General features: G+C 40.0%; 15 protein-coding genes. 5 read left to right on the forward strand and 10 right to left on the reverse strand.

Features of this window, described 5'->3' with window-relative positions; all coding sequences use genetic code 11:
* Nucleotides 1-60: 60 nt before the first annotated feature.
* A complete protein-coding gene (locus LVD51_RS10775; protein WP_236971243.1) occupies nt 61-1,008 on the forward strand; it encodes an NAD-dependent epimerase/dehydratase family protein in 948 nt (315 codons plus the stop codon).
* A 237-nt stretch (nt 1,009-1,245) separates the two neighbouring features.
* On the opposite strand, the gene LVD51_RS10780 is transcribed toward LVD51_RS10775, so the two are convergent.
* The 10 genes from LVD51_RS10780 to LVD51_RS10825 form a co-directional block, all read right to left on the reverse strand.
* Nucleotides 1,246-2,016 (reverse strand): sialate O-acetylesterase, encoded by a 771-nt coding sequence (locus LVD51_RS10780; RefSeq protein WP_236971244.1) that lies wholly within the window; start codon nt 2,014-2,016, stop codon nt 1,246-1,248.
* 183 nt (nt 2,017-2,199) lie between these two features.
* Nucleotides 2,200-3,408, reverse strand: a complete 1,209-nt coding sequence (locus LVD51_RS10785; RefSeq protein ID WP_236971245.1) for a Gfo/Idh/MocA family protein — start codon at nt 3,406-3,408, stop codon at nt 2,200-2,202.
* 56 nt (nt 3,409-3,464) lie between these two features.
* Nucleotides 3,465-4,841 carry a hypothetical protein gene (locus LVD51_RS10790; protein WP_236971246.1) on the reverse strand — a complete coding sequence of 459 codons (1,377 nt, stop codon included), beginning with the start codon at nt 4,839-4,841 and terminating at the stop codon, nt 3,465-3,467.
* 7 nt (nt 4,842-4,848) lie between these two features.
* Nucleotides 4,849-6,123: a hypothetical protein gene (locus LVD51_RS10795; protein WP_236971247.1), complete on the reverse strand. Its 1,275-nt coding sequence runs from the start codon at nt 6,121-6,123 to the stop codon at nt 4,849-4,851.
* 31 nt (nt 6,124-6,154) lie between these two features.
* Nucleotides 6,155-7,507, reverse strand: coding sequence for a neutral/alkaline non-lysosomal ceramidase N-terminal domain-containing protein (locus LVD51_RS10800; RefSeq protein ID WP_236971248.1), 1,353 nt, complete (start codon nt 7,505-7,507; stop codon nt 6,155-6,157).
* 84 nt (nt 7,508-7,591) lie between these two features.
* Nucleotides 7,592-7,966, reverse strand: coding sequence for a hypothetical protein (locus tag LVD51_RS10805; protein WP_236971249.1), 375 nt, complete (start codon nt 7,964-7,966; stop codon nt 7,592-7,594).
* A gap of 10 nt (nt 7,967-7,976) precedes the next feature.
* Entirely contained in the window at nt 7,977-10,088 is a 2,112-nt protein-coding gene (locus tag LVD51_RS10810; protein WP_236971250.1) for a PVC-type heme-binding CxxCH protein, read from the reverse strand.
* Between the two features lie 25 nt (nt 10,089-10,113).
* On the reverse strand, nt 10,114-10,896 hold the full coding sequence (locus tag LVD51_RS10815) for a ThuA domain-containing protein (RefSeq protein ID WP_236971251.1): 783 nt from the start codon (nt 10,894-10,896) through the stop codon (nt 10,114-10,116).
* Between the two features lie 3 nt (nt 10,897-10,899).
* Complete coding sequence (locus LVD51_RS10820; protein ID WP_236971252.1) at nt 10,900-12,204, reverse strand: hypothetical protein; 1,305 nt, start codon at nt 12,202-12,204, stop codon at nt 10,900-10,902.
* Nucleotides 12,205-12,314: 110 nt separating this feature from the next.
* Nucleotides 12,315-13,400, reverse strand: coding sequence for an alpha/beta hydrolase family protein (locus LVD51_RS10825; RefSeq protein WP_236971253.1), 1,086 nt, complete (start codon nt 13,398-13,400; stop codon nt 12,315-12,317).
* 733 nt (nt 13,401-14,133) lie between these two features.
* Here LVD51_RS10825 and yiaK point away from each other — a divergent pair.
* The 4 genes from yiaK to LVD51_RS10845 all read left to right on the forward strand — a co-directional run bounded on the left by yiaK (nt 14,134) and on the right by LVD51_RS10845 (nt 18,564).
* Nucleotides 14,134-15,150 (forward strand): 3-dehydro-L-gulonate 2-dehydrogenase, encoded by a 1,017-nt coding sequence (yiaK, locus tag LVD51_RS10830; RefSeq protein ID WP_236971255.1) that lies wholly within the window; start codon nt 14,134-14,136, stop codon nt 15,148-15,150.
* Nucleotides 15,151-15,528: 378 nt separating this feature from the next.
* Nucleotides 15,529-16,305 carry a polysaccharide deacetylase family protein gene (locus LVD51_RS10835; RefSeq protein WP_236971257.1) on the forward strand — a complete coding sequence of 259 codons (777 nt, stop codon included), beginning with the start codon at nt 15,529-15,531 and terminating at the stop codon, nt 16,303-16,305.
* Nucleotides 16,298-17,200 (forward strand): alpha/beta hydrolase, encoded by a 903-nt coding sequence (locus tag LVD51_RS10840; RefSeq protein ID WP_236971258.1) that lies wholly within the window; start codon nt 16,298-16,300, stop codon nt 17,198-17,200. Before LVD51_RS10835 ends, LVD51_RS10840 begins: the two co-directional genes overlap by 8 nt.
* 83 nt (nt 17,201-17,283) lie before the next feature.
* Nucleotides 17,284-18,564 carry an acetylxylan esterase gene (locus LVD51_RS10845; protein ID WP_236971260.1) on the forward strand — a complete coding sequence of 427 codons (1,281 nt, stop codon included), beginning with the start codon at nt 17,284-17,286 and terminating at the stop codon, nt 18,562-18,564.
* Nucleotides 18,565-19,875 lie beyond the last annotated feature (1,311 nt).

The following is a 19,875-nucleotide window of genomic DNA, read 5'->3' on the forward strand; positions in this document are numbered from 1 at the left end:
TTGAATATTAAGCCAATAAATGATTATTTTTAGATAATACCATCATTTAAATCAGATCTTATGCAGGCTATATTAGGATCAGGTGGCTCAATAGGTAAGAGTTTAGCGCGAATACTTCCACAGTATACCGATGACATACGCTTGGTCAGCCGAAAACCAAAAAAGGTAAACAAATCCGATATTCTACTCGCCGGAGATTTAATGGATCCCAGTTTGATGGATAAGGCACTTAGGGATTGCAAAGTAGCCTACATTGCAATAGGATTTCCCTATAAGACCAAAATCTGGCAGAAAACATGGCCCATATTTATAAAACAAGCGATAGCATCTTGTCAAAAGCACGATGTCAAGCTGGTTTTTTTCGACAATGTTTACATGTATGCACCGACAGCCATGCCTCACATCACCGAAAAATCACCTGTCAACCCCAGCAGCAAGAAAGGAAGAGTAAGGGCATCCATAGCCCAGCAAGTGGTCAATGCATACAGCAGTGATGACATTCAGGCCATGATCGTTCGATCGGCTGACTTTTATGGACCATCGATCCAACACAACAGTTTGTTAACCGAGACAGTAATCAAACCCCTAAGCAGGGGAAAAACTGCCAATTGGCTGATGAACTTACACTGTAAACACTCTTTTACCTATGTGCCTGATGCAGCCAGAGCAACGGCTCTATTGGGGAACACCCCAGATGCCTACCAACAAATTTGGCATTTGCCAACGGCCAAGAATCCGCCTACTGGTCAAGAATGGATAAATACAATCGCTACGGTAATGGGAAAAAAACCAAAATATAGGGCGATTAAAAAATGGATGGTACAGCTAGCTGGAGTATTCTCTCCTATTATGTCGGAATCCATAGAAATGCTGTATCAGTACGATAGGGATTATATTTTTGACAGCAGCAAATTTGAGAAAAAATTTGGTATCCAAGCCACACCTTACTTAAAGGGCATAAAGGAAATAGTGGCCAAGGACTATCCTTCCCTCCTACAGCAGTATTAACTTTGTGAATATTCACGCAGTTTACAATAAGAACACCTAAAAGTGACAGAGGATTAATCCCAATTGCATTGGGTATTATACGAATTACATTTATAATTAACGGTAATCTTTCGATTTATTAGAAGTTTTACTTCGTTTAAAATACTCGCCGTAGCTACGGCTATGCCTGTGTTTTTAGCCTTGTCAAACTCCAAATATTCTCGAAATCTTTTCCGTCATTATAAAATGTAATTCGTATTAATCAATCAATTCCTTCATCACGGCTGCATATCTCTTGCCAAACTCTTGGGCTGATGCCGTATTGAAATGTACACCGTCCTCCTTGGCCGTCAAATCCTGTGACCGCGCCAATCCTGTATGTACAATAGATGCAGGCAGTTTTTCCAATTCGCGATTGATGTTTTGGTACAATTCCTTGTACTGGCCCAATTCTCCTGCAACAAAAGGCAATGTTTCATTCCCTACCAATGTCCTAATCCGCTTAATTAAATCGTTTAAGTCTACTAAATAATTCACGGCCTTTTCTGGACTACTATCTGACTCACCTTGGTGCCATATCACCCCTTTTACCACTCCATAACGCATGCCTTCTTCGATCCGTACTATTGCATCATCCCAGGGATGGGTATTCGTTCGGTCATCAAATGCACCGGGCTTCCACAATTGTATAGACGTCCCTCCCACTGCACATGGGATTAAACCAATCTTGATCCCTGGTTCGACCATGGCTTTGCCGAATGACAATCCAGGCCCAACACCTACTATATTGGGTTTGTCAAAATGAAGTGGATCCTTGGCTATAACCCATTGCTTTTCTTTATTGAGAACCAATACCTGAGGATTTACTTTTTCCTCTTCGTTTACCTTACCTCTACCCGCCATATTCGACTGGCCCATCAATAAATAAATATGAAAACTACTATCAACAGTTGCACTGGGCAATCCGTTTTGACTCATGACCGGAAAGGCTAAACAAAAAGCGATAACAATGGTAAAGAAGGTCTTCATCAATCAATATTTTTTTTGAAAATTAACACATTTATTTTAAAAAGAGGAAGTCAAAAAAGGGTATCTCATGATTCTATTGAATTATGATGGTCTTGTCCACGCAAAATAATTCAATAAAATAAATAAGATACCCCATCCATTTCCGCCTAAAAACTAGGCAGATTCATCCTATATTGGAGGCAACTATAGATTATAGCTGTTTTTCCAATACTGTGTTTTTTCTTTTCTCATCGCATGATTGGCCATGTGTACTGCGATGGCTGTTTCTTTACCAGTGTGACAATTAGACAATGGCGTTGCTCTACTCACTACACATTCTCCAAATTGATACAAAGCGTGTTCCGTTGGACTTTTACCCTCATTATCAAAAACCAATTCCTCACCCTTTCCAGGTTCCATAGGAATGGTAGCACCAGTAACACCATCTACGACGCCAATTTCTCTTTTCACTTTTTCACTAAAGAGAGTAGCCGAACTTCTGGCTACATTTATCGTACCATCAGTTCCCAGTATTCTCAGTTGATATCCGTTGTAACCATTCATTAAAATACTGCTAACATTGGATTTTATACCGTTGGGATATTCGTATACAGCTCTGGCATTGTCATAGGTTTCTCTACCGTCTTTCCAATAATCAATTCCTCCCAAACCATTGACTTTTACAGGTGGAGCACCGACCATCCAATTCACTACATCGATCTGATGAGCGGCCAATTCGGCCATAACTCCACCAGAATATTCGCGATACATTCTCCAATTGATTTGTCTTTCGAGAGCTGGATCTGATACCGGTCTTCGCCAGTCGGAATTATTGTGATACTGAGATTCGTATTGCAATACTTTACCGATCCATCCTTTGTCTATCACTTCCTTGATCTTGTGATATAGGTTATAATATCGATATTGATGTCCAATTTCTAATATCGTACCAGATTTCACAACTCTTTTTTCCAAATCCAAGGTTTCTTTAATAGAGTATGCCATGGTTTTTTCAAGATAAATATCTTTACCCGCATCTATGGCATTTTTAGACATTTCATAATGTAAAAACAGTGGACTTGCGATAACTACCGCATCGATATTGGCATCCATCAAGAGTTTTTCATAATCTGCATACCCCTGTATTTTACTATCTATTTTTTGAACAGCGGCTATTTTTTCAGGCATAATGTCACAACATGCGATAAAATTGAGGTTGTCTAGATTGCTCAATATCTTCGCTAATCCCAAACCCCGACTACCACAGCCAATTAATCCTACATTGGGTTTGGCGTTGGCTAGGAATTGTTTTTTGTCCGACATGAGATAATAGGGTGCAACCGCTAAACCCAAACCGAGCGCACTACTCTGCTTGACAAACGATCTTCGAGAACTGTTAAGTGATTGTTTCATTATTAGAAATTTAATATTTTATCGGGTTAATTATCTATGTACAATTATTGTATATATTATTTCAATACTTCCTCTATGGCTTTCATCAACACAGCCTCTGCTTCGCCATTGACTCTAGAAGCACGCATGGAGGTCTCATATCCACCTTGTCCATAGGAGATTTTCGTCCCTATATAACCAGGTCCGTAATCTTCATAAGCTGCCGTGCAAATGTGTTGATCTGGTCTAAAGGCTTCTGCTGCCAATTGGTATTCAACAAATATCTCCCCGGGCAAATTCAGGAGTTGAATATCTCCCAGTTTCAAAGCCGACACCGTAGTTATATGACCATCATTCGTTCGCTTCAACCATGCCATATGTTTGGCAGCCGACAATGGGGATAAATCTTTGTCTTCCACCTTACCAGTGATTCGATCGGCCAAAAAATCTTCTTGTAAATAGTCGGCCATTGGAAGAACAATATCCTCGGCCTTCCATTGAATATCCTTTCCTTCAATGGGTGATTTCTCCATATCATTCCATGATTTTTTCATGGCTGATTCTATACGGCTGGCCAATATAGGACGCATCTCTACAGAACCATCATTGTATTTACCGGCAGCTACATTTCCCGCTGCTCCCGTAAAGTGGATATGGGGAACTCCGGTTTCCTCTTGACGTTGATTGCGCGCAATCCCTACAAATTCACAAGTCACGTCACCTTCTCCATAATAGCTTTGAGGATGAGTGGCATAATAGGTTAAATTGGCAATGGCCTTGTCCTTATTCCAAAAAGTCACAGACTTCAAATAGGGATCAATTACGCCTTCCGGTGCTGCAATGGCTGCGGGGTTTGTACTCTTGCTATACCGAACGATTTCCACTTTGCCATCTGCACCCAAAACGCGCCGATTGGAAGCCACACTATCTACTTTTGCCTGTCCAAAGCCAACGTGACTGACAGGCTCCAAAGAATTCATAGCATTGGACAGTGATGCCGCAACCCGATCTATGGCCTGGTTTAAAAATGCTATATCATAATAAGTTTGATCCACGCCGTATTTTTCCAAAATGCTGGCAGTACTGTGATCACAACGCGGGCCATCGTGTTGATGCAAGGCGTGCACACTGACTAGACTGGCCTCTGTATCTGCAGCTTCAGCCAATGCCTGTTTGATGATATCCTGACTTTCATTGCCAATTCCTATCCAGTCAAAGGCACACAAGACTATGGTCTTGGCAGCGGTTCGCAAGATAATGCCCTTGGCCAGTAAGGGTTCTGTCACTGACCGAGTCGGTGCATATGCGACAGGACTACCTATGGGCGGTGTCACATCCACCTCAAATGTTGTCATTTCAATACCAGTAGTCTGGATATCTTCAGACTGGCATCCCAATATGGACAATACTAGAACAAGTGCTGAAACAAGGATTTGAGCTGGTGTAGACATCATTTTTATTTTAAGTTAAAACTGGATCAATTTTTACTAAATCTTGAATCTCTTTTCCATTCACCATCATTCGAGCCAAGGTATATACTTCCTTACTCGGCCCCACAGCAATAGAATTTACATAAGTGGGAATCTCATCATCTTCATAAACAATGGCCCCATGATCTCGATAAGTATGACTGTCGAGTTGATAAGTTACTAAGTGGAGGTTTTCCAATGCTTTTGCTCCCCCTTTGGATATCTTTGTTGGCCCGACCACTCTTTCTCCATTTTGTATCACTGGTCCTCCAGTTAAATAGTACAGGGTATTGGATTCCAAATCTAACTCAAAACCCAAATAACCATAACTGAATTGATCGAACATACCACTGCGTTTGGAAGGCAGGGAAGTAAGTCTTTCAACGATTTCTATGGTTTCATTAAATGGATCGAATTTGAATAAATAACCGGAATTACCATGCATTCCATAAGCTACTTTTTCTGTGGGATGCCATACAATCTTACGCCAATTATACCCCATGGATCCGGCATCCAAAGGATCGTATTTTCCGAAATAATCCAGTCTCATATGGACACTATCCAATTTACTGATGGCCTCTAATTCTGGTTTATAACAAAAAATATCACCCTCCGCATTGGTAAAATAAACGTGACCGGTCTGAGGAACAACCAATATCGAACGGCATAACACTCGATAATCCTCCCCTACGATACCCGCTTCGCCGTTGTGGGAAATTTTTCCAAGATTCAACAATTTTTTACTGGAAATATCTAAGTGGTAAAACTGACCAGTAGGCCAAGATATACCGTAAATTTGTCCCCGATCGGTATCGGTAATCATGGTCAATACCCCTTCGCCATCAGATAATATGCCCAAATCCTCTACCTCTTTGGTCGTCATATCATAGGATAGAAAATGACCTCCAGGGTATAAACTTGAGCCTTCTGGTGGATTGACGGGTAAACGTTCCATTCCATCGATCATTTCATAATATCCAATATGGGTAGAGAAATACAACTTGCCATCCATTTCATCGAATTCCACATGGCTTTTACCTTGAGACAAACCATCGGTATTTTTTTCTCCACACATTTCTGTAAGATCTCCTACCCATTCAGTAGCATCGGTCTTGGGATTGTATTTATACATTTGTCCCCCAATCTTAACATCTTCAGACGAAAGTACGTAATAGATGTTTCCATCACTTGCAGCAGACAAAGTATTATAGGTATCATGGGCTAATGGAAAGCCCGAATAGTATTTTTTTGCAATTATTTTACTCATTATATTTATTCTTACTTTTTTATGGTGTGATTTATTTCTTCAACAATGCATTAACCTGGGGCTCCACTTCTATGGTGGAAGCCAGTTCTACCATAGATTGAATAATATTGCTCTCTATGTTAAATGACCAAATACTAGGCAATCCATATACCACTTGTGAACTCGCACCTTCATACCCCCCTTCTTCCAATATAACCGCAGTGGGTATATAGGCCATTACATCATTGGTATAGCCCAAGACAAAACTGTGTTGGCCAAATATTTTTTTCAGTTGATTGGCATAGCCCACAACCAATTCGCCACCAAGGGTAAACAGTGGCCAATCGCCGAGTTTCCAAACTTGGATAGGATATGGGTATGATTCCATAAATTTCTCTCCTTTTTTGGCTTCTTCCAACAATCGCTGGCCCCATTTCAATTGATATCCTCTAGCAGAGGCACAATGCGCTTCTAAATCAGCACGACTGGGGGGTTGATTGAGGTTGAGATCAATTTCCCTATAGGCTGTAGACAATTGTGATTCAATAGCTTGCATATCTTCCTCCAAGACAGCATCGACAGCAGCGGCTAAAGTGCGTCCATATTGACGGGCCAATGCTACGGTACGTCGAGGCAAAGGATTTTGATCTGCGCCAGCTCCTTGAAAAAACATAGCCATAGCGCCAGGGTGAGATTTTTCCAATTCTATCTGAGCAAATCCCGGATAGTCGCCTGACCATTTATTCAAACTCAATACTGTGGGATGACAGGCATATCCAAATACAATGCCTTTAATACTGCCATCCATTCGCTCTACCTTAATGACGGGCACGGCATGGTCAATGGGGCCAGCCAAGGAGGTTTGTTCAGTCAACAAGGACTCAACATTGTTTCGACGGTTGACTTGGAACCGCGCCACGCCATTTTCAGCATATAAATGTACTTTCTCCATTTCCATGGATGATTGAACTACTACATCCACCAACAGTTGGGTCAACTGCTCGGTATACTGATCGATTAATGCCTCATCGGCATCAGTCGTCGGGTAAATATCCACCAATGCATTGCCGAGTACCGGTCCTGTATGGGTATGAGAACTATTTAAAATGATTTGTGATCTGTCTAAATTTAGTTTAGACTTCAATTGATCGCGAACTTCATCCGACACGGCTTTGGGCAATCCCAACAAATCTAAAGTCACCCAAACTGAACGATATCCCTTGGCATCCTCCAACATCAAGGCTTTGGCCCAAATATCGTGCAAAACTCCCTCAGAAGGACTGGTCCTACTTCCATAACCAGCCATCCACATTGAAGTTTCAGGGGTTATTTTCACTTTAGCCATACCGGCCTTCCAATTCATATCAGTCGATTGCGCCACGACCTTTTGCGTAATTGTTTGCATAAAAAACATTAAAAAAATTAGACCACAAGTTTTCATAGTATCTCATTTTAATCTCAGAAATTATCTCAAAAAAACTAAACTGTCCTATACTTGAGGTGCCCAATATGTACAATAGGCATCTTCATAAACAGGGCCTTTGAATAAAATACAGCCTCCACATGATTTACCCTCTTTGGGGGGAATGTAGAGATTGCAACTACTGCATTGTTTATCGGGAATAGGAGTAGTCTCTTCATAGCCCAGGCTTTCCCTCTTTTTAATTTCTTCAGCACTGACTTTGGACAGGTCATCGCAGCTATCTACATCCAAATCATTAGCTGGGGCAACAGCCGTCGATTCTTCACTCGATGAAGAACTTTCTTTTTTATCTGCACAAGCCAATAAGCCCATACTTCCCAAGGCAATAACCGAGACTTTAGTAACTGCCTGCTCACAAAATTTTCTTCTATTCACTTTCATAATTATTGATCTATTTTTTCTTTGGAGTTAGATTCTTTTCAATGGCTTCTTTTTTGCTATCCAACTTAGAAGCTGCCTTTAGAATGGTTTCTTTTACATCATCTGCCAATTCAGTTTTGGATCGCTTCAATCCTTTAGATAAGCCCATGAGTCCTTGTTCGAGATAATCATCTGAAAGACCAGTCAATTTTTGGACGAAACTCAATATTTCTTTTTTATCATTTTTACCTCCTTGAACATATCCAAAATCATGGACAAATTTTCCAATGTCACCACTGTATTCTTTCAATAGATTGGTTTTAGTCGCAACAGCATTCCAAAGAGTCATAGATGATCCAGCTTCAGAACTCAATACCGCGGTTCTAATCCAACTGCTATTGATATTGTTCTCCAATATTTGAGCCAAAGGAGTATAGATTTTAGAACTGTTGTAATTCCCCAAACTCAATGCCGTCTGCATAACCACTCTATTGTCTGAATCCTGAGCTAAAGCGATAACAGCATTGACCAACTTAGGATAAGTTTCTGCCAAAATCAATCCGTATTCACGAACTCTGGGATTTTCATCCTTTAACGCCACTTGAATCGTTGACTCATCGAGAGCATCCAATCCTTCAAGTACGTATATGGCGTGAAGTCTCACTGCAGCCTCTGGATGATTCATCAGCAATTCTTTCACCTGAGGAAGAACTGAGAGGTCTTGTTTTTCCAACAATAATCGTTGACCGTGAAGTCGGAACCATTGATTGGGATGGGCTATCCATTCGACATAGCTGGCTGCGTCTCCACTGTTTTCCGTTACTGTGGTTGGCAATACTGGAACAGATGATGATTTGGGAACGATTCTATAAATTCGCCCCATGTCAGATCCTCTCATAAAATCCATATCCAATTTCAAATCTTCAGGAATAGAAAGAGGCGTTTCAATGTGTTGTCTATAAAAATCTACTACGTATAATGCACCGTCAGGGCCCACTGTAAAGTGCGCTGGTCTAAACCAAGGATCCTTAGACGCTAAAAATTCCTTCTCTTGTTCATTCTTGGCTCTTTGTGCAACATACTGTGATTGGTCACTAGGTAGGATTACCACATCTCTATGCACTAGTCCACCCATTACTTCGCCTGTAAATATATTGCCACGGTATTCTTCTGGGAATAGATCTCCTCCATAATGAGTTCCCCCAGAGGCTCCAGTAAAGTGATTGTCGATATATTCGGTACGATTCAATCCCTGTTCATCGTATTTCTTTTGTCTTCTATTGGATCTTTCTCTTCTCCAATATGGGGCTTCCGTCAATTGGTACATTCTCAAGTCGTGATCTGACACATTGACCACTCCCTTGGCAGATGGAAGGTAAGGGTGACGGTGTAGATATCTATAAGGCACGACCATATTTTGAATATGGATGGTGTTTTGGGTAAAAAATCGGTGTCCCCAATCATTAAAGGCTTGACCAAATTGAGCTGGAGCGGATTCTTTCTCATATTTTTCTTTATCCAATCGAAATCTAAAGTCGGCGCCTTGCATCTGCATTTTTTCCTCTCCGTCCATATAGGTTATTTCCCCTGCTTGGCCGTGATTGGCAGCATAAATCCAGTTGTCTACATTAAATCTCAGGTTGGTAATTTGGGCTTCTTGATTTTTATTAAAAAAACCTTCGAACAACACTTCCTTGGTGTCGGCTACCATGTCTCCATCCTCATCCTTCATGTAATAGATGTAAGGAGCGGCAGTTACCAAAAGGCCACCTTTCCAAGGCTGAAGACTGGTGGCGTCTTTTATTTTATCTGCAAATATTTTGGTATCGTCTATTTTACCATCGCCATCGGTATCCAACAAAACCTTGATACGACCTTGACCTTCTGTCCCTTCTGGTTGGAAAGGATAATCTGGCATTTCTACCACAAATATATTTCCCTTTTCGTCAAAGATCATTTCAACTGGGTCCTGAACAAAAGGTTCAGTAGCAAAAACTTGAATCTCAAAATTATCATCGAGTACAAAAGTGGACAATGCTTCCTCTGGACTTTGGGGTTCTGGGTACAATGGAGCTTCTTCGTTACAACTCGACATCAAAATCAGAGTTGCACATAAGTAGAGATAAAATTGTTTATTCATCATATTTATTATAAGTTAATTGTGATCATTATTGAACCGCCCATTTAATGGCGTTATTTATCAATTGAACAAATTGAGGATTCTCAAAATCCTTGGGATAACCGAGAGATGTATAAAAAACTTTGCTCCCTGTATTCGCAATCCTCGTCCAGGCAATGGGTTGAGTCAATGGACCTCCTTTTCCCGTCAACAATATTTGGGCAGTCCCATCTTTCAAAACCTCATTGATATATACATTTCCTATACTATGCCATCCATCGATATCAACATCTTTCAAAATCGGGTGATATGATCCAGTCGGAGTTATCGAAACATCAGTACCGTGGACTACTTCTCCATAGCCTTTGTTAACACTTCCCAAAACATCGGGAACAAAATCCCAATAGTCCTCATATCCTTCTTGAATCTCATCTCGAACAGAAAAAGCGTGGTTGGCAGTACGTATACCGACCAATGGCTTGCCTTTTGCCAAATATTTTTTGATCATTTTCATCTGTTCTGGCTGTAATGCCAACCGTCTACAAAACACGACTACTAAATCAGCTTTTTTAATCACCGACAAATTGGGAAAATAAAAAGCCGTACGCTCTCCTTGTCCCAATAACACCGTGGTTTTGTAACCAGGCTGCTGACTCAATTCTTCGGCAAATCGAGGAATGGTTTTATGAGCTTCATAGTTATCCGGATCTTCGCTTATTAAAAAGACAATATGAAATTCTGAATCCTCAGTCTCGGCCATGGCCATTTGAGGATGCAATGCAGCTACTATCATGATAAATACAGAGTATATAAAAAAATTATTTGTTGTCATCTTCTACTTTTTTGTGGGTATTTCGTTCAATAATTCAATGGCCGAACGCACGAGAAACAATCCAGCATTGTCGCTACCTAAACTTGTTTTTTCCCCTATTTCATATCCACCGTATTCTTTTTCTCCCGGCATGCCACAATAATGACCGCCATTGCCATTGGAATAGCCCAAGACTATAGTATGTGGGAATGGTGAAACTTCTCGAATAGCCATGCCCAATCCCGTCATAGGTTCCCCTGGCAAGGTCACTATGGCCAGTGAGCCGATAGTAATAGCCTGTACTTCAGAAGGCAAGATATCCAAGCCCGTTTTCTCTTTACCGTAATCCGTAAGAGGAAGTCCTACTATTTTGTGATTTACTTGTAATGGTCCCGGTTTTAATTGAGCGCTATAAGCATAGGCTTTAGAGATATTCTCGGTCAATCCAGTCGCCATTTCTTGTACGGCTTCAGGTCCGCGTTTCCAAGGATTGATATCACCTGCGGTTCCTTGCAAAAACATATTCTCACCACCCAATTCTTCATTTAATTTAGCCGTCACACTTCCCGACCAATCCCCTGATATGTCGTCAGTAAATGGATAGATGGATACCGCATGACAAGACATATGAAAAATACTTGAAATATTTTCTCCTTCCTCGTTTCTAAAGGAAATCACGGTTAGCGTTCTATCCAATGGTCCAAATGTCCGATCTCCACTCAATACATTGGGATCCCAATCTTGGTGTTTATAGTTAAATCCCGAAGGCAAATCAGAAGACTCTATTCCCCATTTCACCGGTCGAGGTCTTCTATTTCTCATATATTGGGAGGCATCATATCGTCCTATATGTATGGTCGCTGCACTGAGTTTTCCATTGGCCTCAATAGCGGCAGCTAAGGTTTCATCCATAAGGGTCTGCATCCACTTTTTATAATGTTTTTCTTCATTCTGTCGTGGCATATATCTAGTGGCCCACCAAGGATCGAGCTCCTTGCCTCTGTGGTTGTCTTCACCATATACCGGTGCCCATGGGGCGGAATGATTGTGAGCGGCATTGACTACAATATGGTCTTCTGGTATATTTAATGCGGCAGCAATTTTTTCTCTTATTTTCGCAGTAGCCGATTCCCCTGCATCTACAATTTCCCAATGTACAATAACGGCCTTTTGCCCCTCATCGCTCAACACCAATACTCTGGCAAATATAGGATCTAAAACCCCGGTATAGGGTTTTCCTGTAACCCAGTTGAATACTTCCGCATCTGGAGTAATGTCCCTTTTGGCAGCAGCTACTTTGAGAGAATTGGAATCCGCGGTCTGATTCATATTCAAGGTATAAATGGATTTAGAATAAATGGGAATGTACAGCAAGCTGCACATCAGAACAAGACTCATTTTAAATCGAAGAGTGGAGGTTAATATTTGGGGATTTAGCATCATTCCATTTCGTGTTTACTGGGGTTATGGTCTAATATTGCATCGATATATTCATAGGCCGCTCTTCTCACTGGTGTCGGAAAATCATGTCCAGCCTCAGGATATTCCACTTTCAATTGAGACGATGCCCCCATTGCTTGAAATAAAGGTTGAACCATTGACATGGCTTTTTCCACTCCTTTATAATCAAAATTTCCATCGTTAACAGGAGCATTGACAAAGATAGCTCTAGGTGCGATGAGACCTAGAATCTCGTGAAAATTAAATGGTAATTTTTCGGCAGACAAATCGTATTTTTCTTTAATCCAAGGCATATATCGTTGTTGTGCCCAAGGACCTAAAACACCCCCATATTTTTTAGTATTTGTTTCCCCTGCATTGTAATACTCAAATTGAGTAAACCCACAACTGGTCACCGCAACTTTTAACCGAGGGTCGAATCCTGCAAGAAACAAAGTATTATGCCCGCCCAATGAATGACCAATAACGCCAATTCTATTGGCGTCCACTTGTTCAAGTGAGACAAGGAGATCGACACTGCGCATATGATAAAAAATCCCAGCCATTGTGCCCGATTGATATCTATCCGTTTCAAAATTATAAGGTACCATATCGTCAAAGCTAGGATAATCCGGTGCGATCACCACATATCCACGCGCTGCCAATTCTTTGCCATAACCTCTATTGGGGCGACCTTGGCCATCTACTATTCGTTTACCTTCTTTACCTGTTGGATGGAGAGCGACCATGGCTGGAGATCTACCATTCAATGGACGGCGTTTGGGCAAATACAACAATGCCGACACCCATTCATTCGGTGCAGCCAGATATCGAATATTCCATTTGGTATAAGCAGGGGTTTGGACACTATCCATCCACACAATAGTGGGAGTTGGAAGATTGCCTCGATCGGGCAATGGCCCCATGACCTGTTCTAGATTAGCAGTGATATTCCATCGTTGTTTTTCCCATGCAACATCATCTTCTATGGTGAGATTGGATTGATGGACGGTTGAATAAAAATCAAAAGAATTGTAAACGCTCTGTGCATTGAGAAAAGATGCAATGGGCAACACTAATAACATTAGCAGCAATTTTAATCCTCTGGCGTTAATTAAAAGTTGCCTAAATGTATTGTTTACTTTAATCATAGCATCCATAAATATATATTTAAAGCCCGTGCAAAATCACACTTCTTCAATCGGTAACGTTACCGAAGATATAAAAAAATTGATACATTAAGTAGATTAGAGAGATAATATTTAAAAAACCGAGGGGAACAGAATGATTGGTCATAACAAGAATGAAAGACGCAATACGATGTAAATCAAATTCTTAAATCAAATAGTACAACATTGAAAACAAATATTAACTGCATAAAATTATTATGATGTTATTTTGTCTTTTCAGAAGGAATCCGTTGTTTACTTTTTCAATGATGTGATTTCCGTTCATCGATTAGGTCATTTACAAATAAAGTGTTTGTGAAAAAGAATTTTAGAATACTATCGCCAGGGCAAGATATGGATTAAATAAATGAAATACCATGATCAACATCAATTCAAGAACATCTGTCTCAATCTTGGATTGGTCGTATTTTTTGCCCAAAGAAACAATTTGTTATTATATCATGGACATTAAAACATATGAGTTTTCATGGTTAGATAATTCATAAAGCAAAAATTCCAACAAATCAATATTGGATAATTTTAATACCGCGGTTTTAAAACCAAGACATGGGAATAAAAGATATCTGATGACTTAATTTTTTACAAGTTTTACCTTACATTACCTCATCCTCAACAAATCACAGTACACATGGCACAACCATTGATCTCCGAAAAAGAAATGATTCACCAACTAACTCTACTCTTTCTCCAAAATGGTTTTAATGAAAATAAAGCCCAAACTTTAGCCCAAATTTTTACATCATCTACCCTAGATGGAATTCAATCTCATGGCATCAACAGAGTGCCTCTCTTTATTGAATACGTCAAAAAAGGCATCGTCAAACCCAATGCCGAACCCAGTTGTGTATCGGCCATGGGAGGGATTGAACGGTGGGATGGCCATCAGGGTCCAGGCATCCTCAATGCTTTGAAATGTAGTGACAGAGCCATTCACCTCGCTCGTGAATCCGGTATGGGATTGGTGGCCCTTCGCAACACCAATCATTGGCTTCGCGGAGGAAGTTACGGTTGGAAAATAGCCGAGGCAGGATGTATAGGAATTCTTTTCACCAATACTACTCCCAATATGCCAGCCTGGGGTGGGCAACAAAACAGATTGGGAAATAATCCCCTCGTCATCTCTATCCCCAGACCTGAAGGCCATGTGGTCTTAGATATGGCTATGTCACAATATTCCTTTGGCAAGATCCATCAATATCAATTAAATGGAGAAAGTCTCCCCTTTGCCGGAGGCTATGACCACAATGGCCAGTTGACTCATGATCCACAAAAAATCATGTCATCAGGTAAATCCCTTCCCATTGGTTATTGGAAAGGTTCTGCTTTATCCATGGTTCTGGATATGTTGGCCACCCTATTGTCAGCAGGTCAATCCACTTACGAAATTGGAAAACGAGAACTGGAAACCAATTTGTCCCAAATTTACTTAGTTATCAACCCACATACTTTTCACGACGAAGACATTACCTCAAAACTCATAAACGAAATAATCACATACAGTCATGATGTTGTGCCCAATAATGCGGGACGTCGCACTTATTATCCAGGTGAGCGTACCCTAGCCACCAGAATGCACAACAAAATCCATGGCATTCCAGTCAATGCAGATATTTGGAATTCTATACTAAATCTCATCGATGGTTAAATTCCATTTGTATTTTCAAAGCCTTTGTATACGCAGTTCTACCATCTGGTCTGACCTCACCATTCTTTTGAGCAAAACAACATTAGGCAATATTATATTTACTCTCCGATGATTTAGCCCATTTTGAATTTTTTATATATCTTCCGAATCCATATGAATTCCATTTGAAAATAGTATAAAGTAATCATTTATATCTCCTGTGATATCGATGAAAAAAATATAATAACAAATAGAATCAATGTGCTGAATTTCAACTCAATTAATAGACTTCATCATTATTAGATGACGATAAATAAAGGTATTTCTTCTATGGTTTGTCTCATTGATAAAAATAAAGCTATCCATCAACCGCATCGTATATACTTTATATTATGCTTAATGATCGGTATCTTATTTCTAAATAATTTCTCTTTAGACGCTCAAATAATTAAAAAAAATATTCCCGACAAATTAGTCGTATTGACCTTTGATGATGGTCCTGCCAGCCATTATTCCGTAGTCGCCCCACTATTGAAAAAATATGGACATACAGCTACGTTTTTTGTCTGCGAATTTCCTCCGAATTATGCCGACAGTAGTCTTTATATGAATTGGCGTCAAATCCATCAATTACATCTAATGGGTTTTGAAATAGCCAACCACACCAAAGATCATATCCCAGCTGGCAAGGTAGAAAAAGAAAAATTAATAGAACAAGTAAGCTATATCGAAGATCAATGTGATGCCTACAACATCCCTCCCCCAAGTACTTTTGCCTATCCTGGATACAATCTCAGTTTAGCAGCGATCAAGACATTAGAAGATAAAAGCTATTATCTGGCCAGAGCAGGAGGCAGCAGAGCCTACGATGCCTTAACCGACCACCCTATGATCATACCGAGTTGGGCGACCAACAACGAGAACAAAGAAGAGATTATGGAAGCCCTTCAGCAAGCCAAAGACGGGAAAATAGTAATATTAACCTTACATGGGGTCCCAGATATTGAACATCCATGGGTTGATACCAATGTTAATTTATTCGAATATTATTTAAAATACCTTAAAGACCACAACTATACCACTATTCGATTTAAAGATCTAGAACAATATATAGATGTCCAAAAAGCAGGTGAAGAAATCAATATCGATCTCAGTAAAAAATACAAAAATGATTAGGAGTTTTATTTTACTCATGGCATTATATACTTCTATGGGTTATGGACAAGAAATTCTTCCTCTTTATAATTCAGTTATTCCCAATAGCAAACCCAATGATGTAGTTGAAGAGGAATTGAAAAGAGACGATGCTTTTTTTGGATACAAAAATGTAACCATACCCAATATTGCCCTCTATAAACCAGATAATCCAGATGGTAGAGCCGTCATTATCTGTCCAGGTGGAGGATATGGGATGGAGAGTTATCTTTTAGAAGGCATTCGGATTGCCGAATCGATGACTAAGCAAGGCATTACAGCATTTATTTTAAAATACCGTTTACCCAATAAACTCACCATGGTCAATACGGCAATTGGTCCTTTACAAGATGCACAACAGGCTATAAAGATGGTCAGAGAGAATGCGGAGAAATGGAATATTCATCCAGATAAAATAGGGATGATGGGATTTTCAGCCGGAGGCCATTTGGCTTCGACAGCAGGTACACATTTTCAAAAGTCCTATATTGACAATCCCAATAACACGAGTTTAAGACCGGATTTTATGATCTTGGTATATCCCGTCATCAGTATGCAAGATTCATTGACCCATATGGGATCGCGCAACAATTTACTCGGCAAAAACCCAGATCGAGAAACCATCGAGCTTTTTTCAAACGAGTTGCAAGTTAATGCATCAACTCCAACCACCTGGATTACCCATACTGGAGACGACACGGTAGTCGATGTAGAAAACAGCATCCAGTTCTACCAAAGACTAATTCGCCATGGCATTGAAGCAGAAATGCATCTCTATCCCACAGGAAATCACGGATTTGTCTTGTCCATGGATATTGAAGATTGGATGCCCTCCATCTATAAATGGTTGGACAAAAGCGTATTTAAAGAAAAATAGAATCTAAAAGCTCTTTTAATTTACAAACACAGTTAATCAAATAAATTTAAAATATTCAATACCGAAGAAAATTAAAAACTACTATGAAATTAAACATTATTCTTACGTTTTGCTTTTTACTTTTTTATTCAGTTATCTCCATAGCTCAACCCCGCCGTGAATTGGTTCAAGTTATAGTAACTCCTGATCGAGGAGATTGGACATATGAAGTGGGCGAGCGTGCCGAGTTCACCATACAGGTCTTAAAAAACAATGTTGCATTAGAGGATATTGAGGTTGAATATGTTATTCAACCGGAATTGGTGGATGTATGGGATAAAGGAGTAATTGTATTAAAAAAAGGAATGTCTACGGTAAGAGCCAAGCGATTTAAAGAGCCCGGTTTTTTACGCTGTACAGCTACTGTAGAGGTAGATGGCAAGAAGTACTCTTCCTATGCCACTGCGGGATTTTCTCCAGAAGATATTGAACCAACAACAACATTGCCTGAAGATTTCACAGCTTTCTGGGAAAAGGGAAAGGCCGACTTAGCCCGAGTACCTATGAATCCTGTGATGACATTGGTCCCGGAACAATGTACGGATAAAGCGGATGTGTATCACGTGGAATTAAACAATATCCAAGGAAAGATCTACGGCATGCTCAGTGTGCCAAAGAAAGCGGGAAAACATCCTGCCATCCTCCATGTCCCCGGTGCTGGTATTCGTCCCTACAACGGTATTACTTGGGAGGCGGCTGAAGGATTTATTTCCTTCAACATCGGCATCCACGGTATACCTGTCAATCTCGATCCTCAGGTTTATAAAGATTTAAGTAGCGGTGCATTGAATGGTTATCCAATTTTTAATTTAGATAACAAGGACAAGGCCTTTTACAAGCGGGTATATCTAGGCTGTGTAAGAGCATTGGATTTTATCGAATCATTGCCTTCATTTGACGGTGAAAATATTGGAGTCACTGGAGGAAGTCAAGGTGGCGCTTTATCCATAGTAACTGCTGGATTGGACGACAGGATTGATTATTTGGCGGCCTTCTATCCTGCACTATCAGATCTTACAGGATTTCTACATGGTCGAGCTGGAGGTTGGCCAAAGATTTTTAAAGAAGGTTACACCAATAAACCGGAAAAAATAGAAACATCAAAATACTTTGATGTGGTCAATTTTGCTCGATTTGTAAAAGCCAAGGGTTGGTATAGTTGGGGTTACAATGACAATGTATGTCCTCCAACTTCCATGTATGCAGCCTACAATGTGTTGACCGCAGATAAGGAATTACATGTTTTTCAAGAAACGGCTCATTGGACCTTTCCCGAACAACAGGTCATGAAAAATGAATGGTTGTTTAACCAGCTTAGAAATTAATATTCTAATTCAGAATATCACATACCACAAAAATATTATGAAAAGGATACAACCATCACTGTAAATACTATTTCATTAGATAAAATTTTGAAAGTATTAGTGAGTAGAATTCAAGTATTGGCAATATAAAAGCCAAAAAGTATATTTTCTATCTGAACAAAAAAGCCGCCATAATTGGTGGCTTTTTTTTGTTTACACCTTTTCTATCTACTTCTCTTATCGATCATAACTACTGGCCAATGTATATGCAGTCTCATAGCAGCATAGTGGCTTATAATCTATCGAAATTCGATGCAGTCACGCCGGTAATTCGATGAAGATATGCGGGGCAATCACACCGACAATTGCCTATCGATTTAGGGGATGATCAGGCTTGGTAGAGGCGCTAAATTTTACTTATAAATCTTATATACATAAATTGAAAAGGTTATTCACACCAATCTTTGATTTTAATGTAAGCGACCAAGCAACTAGGTCTTTATGCAATAATCAATCGAGATGAACCTTTTGTAAAATGAACAGCTTAATTAATTAGGTTCTATCATGGGATACTCAGTCATACCCAGACATCATTATAAATAAGTCCTGAAAGGACGTAGTCTAATAGCCGTGGGTGACCGAATGAAGCTCGAAGAGCCAAATGCCTACTAAAGGCATTTGATGAGGGAACCGAGGGATTATTCCCTCGGGTGGGTGAGGTGTATAAAGCATCAAACAATGTTGATTTGGCGGACTTTTTGCATTGTCAATCTTCTGACTCGAAGAGATCATATCTTTTAATTCCCTGTAATGATATAATAGGATAGATTGGGCAAAAAGTGTGACAAATCCATGAGCTCGGTACTGTTTCCAACATTTTTATATCAACTTCATAACACATCCACCCCCTAACCCCCGCCAGCGGGGGACATAAGAGAGATTCGGCAAAAAGTGTGACAAATCTATAAGCATTACCATTCATGTTATCAATCAATTCACATAAATCTGTGATTTTGATAGAAAAATTATGTTTGCTGTCGATGGACGGTGCAATCACGCTGAAGCCAGCTTGATAAAAAAGTCCTGAAAGGACGAAATATGTCAGCGTAGGGTGAAACCCTATGAAAAATAGTTTACCCAATTAAGAAGTCCTGAAGGGACGATATAATAAATTAAAATGTAATTCTTACGATTTACAGTTCAATCACGCCGGAGTGAACGAGCAAAGTGCAAAGCACCAGAGCCCGTAAATCGTGCTCTGGCGAGAACGACCGAATATAGTACAAAGTACCCAATCCACTTAATGTGGATTGGATGAGGGAGCCGAGGTCA

It is taken from the genome of Membranihabitans marinus (assembly GCF_021729155.1).
In the GTDB taxonomy this organism is placed as follows: Bacteria; Bacteroidota; Bacteroidia; order Chitinophagales; family Saprospiraceae; genus Membranihabitans; species Membranihabitans marinus.

Excerpts from the sequence above, each read along its gene's own strand:
- LVD51_RS10820 (WP_236971252.1), bottom strand. The coding sequence starts at position 12,204 with ATGAATCAGACCGCGGATTCCAATTCTCTCAAAGTAGCTGCTGCCAAA.
- yiaK (WP_236971255.1), top strand. The coding sequence starts at position 14,134 with ATGGCACAACCATTGATCTCCGAAAAAGAAATGATTCACCAACTAACT.
- LVD51_RS10790 (WP_236971246.1), bottom strand. The coding sequence starts at position 4,841 with ATGATGTCTACACCAGCTCAAATCCTTGTTTCAGCACTTGTTCTAGTA.
- LVD51_RS10785 (WP_236971245.1), bottom strand. The coding sequence starts at position 3,408 with ATGAAACAATCACTTAACAGTTCTCGAAGATCGTTTGTCAAGCAGAGT.
- LVD51_RS10810 (WP_236971250.1), bottom strand. The coding sequence starts at position 10,088 with ATGATGAATAAACAATTTTATCTCTACTTATGTGCAACTCTGATTTTG.
- LVD51_RS10805 (WP_236971249.1), bottom strand. The coding sequence starts at position 7,966 with ATGAAAGTGAATAGAAGAAAATTTTGTGAGCAGGCAGTTACTAAAGTC.
- LVD51_RS10795 (WP_236971247.1), bottom strand. The coding sequence starts at position 6,123 with ATGAGTAAAATAATTGCAAAAAAATACTATTCGGGCTTTCCATTAGCC.
- LVD51_RS10780 (WP_236971244.1), bottom strand. The coding sequence starts at position 2,016 with ATGAAGACCTTCTTTACCATTGTTATCGCTTTTTGTTTAGCCTTTCCG.
- LVD51_RS10845 (WP_236971260.1), top strand. The coding sequence starts at position 17,284 with ATGAAATTAAACATTATTCTTACGTTTTGCTTTTTACTTTTTTATTCA.
- LVD51_RS10775 (WP_236971243.1), top strand. The coding sequence starts at position 61 with ATGCAGGCTATATTAGGATCAGGTGGCTCAATAGGTAAGAGTTTAGCG.
- LVD51_RS10825 (WP_236971253.1), bottom strand. The coding sequence starts at position 13,400 with ATGTTATTAGTGTTGCCCATTGCATCTTTTCTCAATGCACAGAGCGTT.
- LVD51_RS10815 (WP_236971251.1), bottom strand. The coding sequence starts at position 10,896 with ATGACAACAAATAATTTTTTTATATACTCTGTATTTATCATGATAGTA.
- LVD51_RS10840 (WP_236971258.1), top strand. The coding sequence starts at position 16,298 with ATGATTAGGAGTTTTATTTTACTCATGGCATTATATACTTCTATGGGT.
- LVD51_RS10800 (WP_236971248.1), bottom strand. The coding sequence starts at position 7,507 with ATGCAAACAATTACGCAAAAGGTCGTGGCGCAATCGACTGATATGAAT.
- LVD51_RS10835 (WP_236971257.1), top strand. The coding sequence starts at position 15,529 with ATGATCGGTATCTTATTTCTAAATAATTTCTCTTTAGACGCTCAAATA.